Here is a 1,390-nt window from a genome sequence, read left to right as displayed (position 1 = left end):
ATGATTTGACGAGCGATTTGCAAGCTGCAGCGAGCGAGAAATTTTTACCAAACTTATTCGAGACCGATCTAAACGAGCAGAGCTCCATTTTGCCCGCTTCGTCGGATCAAAATTTCGTCGTGCAAAATTCGTCGCAGCAGCGCGGTATGTCGCAGAATGAATCGCTGCAAGACTTGCAAAATATTAAGTACAATTTGCAAGGCGCGAAGGGGAATTTACAGGGCTTTAAGCGCAATCCACAAAGCGCCGAACAAGATCTGCGCGAAGAAGAAATTTTAAAAATTTTCGAACAGCGACTTCGCAGTGAAGCGCCGCCGCTTTGTCGTATCGATAAAATTATCCGCACCGATCTAAATACGCAATATTTTACGCAGAATTTTACTGATTTTAAGATCACGCAATCCAAGGAGGGGCGTAAATTTAATCCGATTTTGCCCGATTTTGCGATCTGCGATCAGTGCAAAAAAGAATTTTACGACCTGCAAAATCCGCGCTTTCACTATCCTTTTATCAACTGTACCGATTGCGGCCCGCGCCTTAGCATCATCGCAGCGCTGCCGTACGACCGCGCAAACACCACGATGAGGGCGTTTGAGATGTGCGAGTTCTGCCGCGGCGAATACACGGACCCGCTCACGCGCCGCTATCACGCCGAGCCGATCTCCTGCCCACACTGCGGTCCGCAGCTGTTTTTATGCGGCGCGGGCGGCGAAATTTTATCAAGCGGCGAGGATGCGATAGCGCGCACGGCGGAGCTTTTGCGGCGTGGACAGATCGGCGCGATCAAGGGGATGGGCGGCTTTCATATCGTTTGCGATGCGACGAACGAGCGCGCGGTACGCATGCTGCGAACGCTCAAAAAGCGCCCGAGTAAGCCCTTTGCAATCATGTGCCGCGATGCAGCGCAGGCATGGCGCGCGGCAAGCTTAAGCGCAGAGGAAGAGGCGCTGATAGACTGTAACATCAAGCCGATCGTGATTTTAAAAAAGCGCGAGTTTGTTTGGCGCACGCTGACGGGCTTTGCGGCGGATTTCGGCACACAAAATTTAAAGGCGCAAGGCAAAAATCCTATATCGCCGAGATTTGCGGGCGAGCAAGAAGAGGCGGCGCAAGGGCGGGGCTCTGCGTTACAAAATTTACGCAATTCCGCGGCGCTAAATTTTAGCACGCAAGGCGCTGAGAATTACACGAAGCAGGGCGAATTACAGAGTGCGCAAATTTTCAGTAAAACGGCGCACCGTAATTTCGCCTGTGATACGCTAGCGGCAAACGAGCTAGAGCGCGCATATGATCGGTCTGATTTGCAGCGCGCGGCTAAAAATTTGAGCTCGCCGCAAGCAGAAGGCGGGCTAGAGCTGCGACATACAACTAATAATTTAAATTTGCAGTC

At 51.7% G+C, this 1,390-nt stretch carries 1 protein-coding gene; it reads left to right on the top strand.

Translation table 11 applies throughout. The annotated features are described in order from the left end of the window. A partial coding sequence (locus Q0256_RS10005) for a Sua5/YciO/YrdC/YwlC family protein (protein WP_297962650.1) occupies positions 1 to 1,390 on the top strand: 1,390 nt, incomplete at both ends.

This window comes from uncultured Campylobacter sp., from assembly GCF_937949835.1.
Classification (GTDB): Bacteria; Campylobacterota; Campylobacteria; order Campylobacterales; family Campylobacteraceae; genus Campylobacter_B.
The sequence above is the reverse complement of the archived record's forward strand: the minus strand, read 5'-3'. Positions and strand labels throughout refer to the sequence as shown.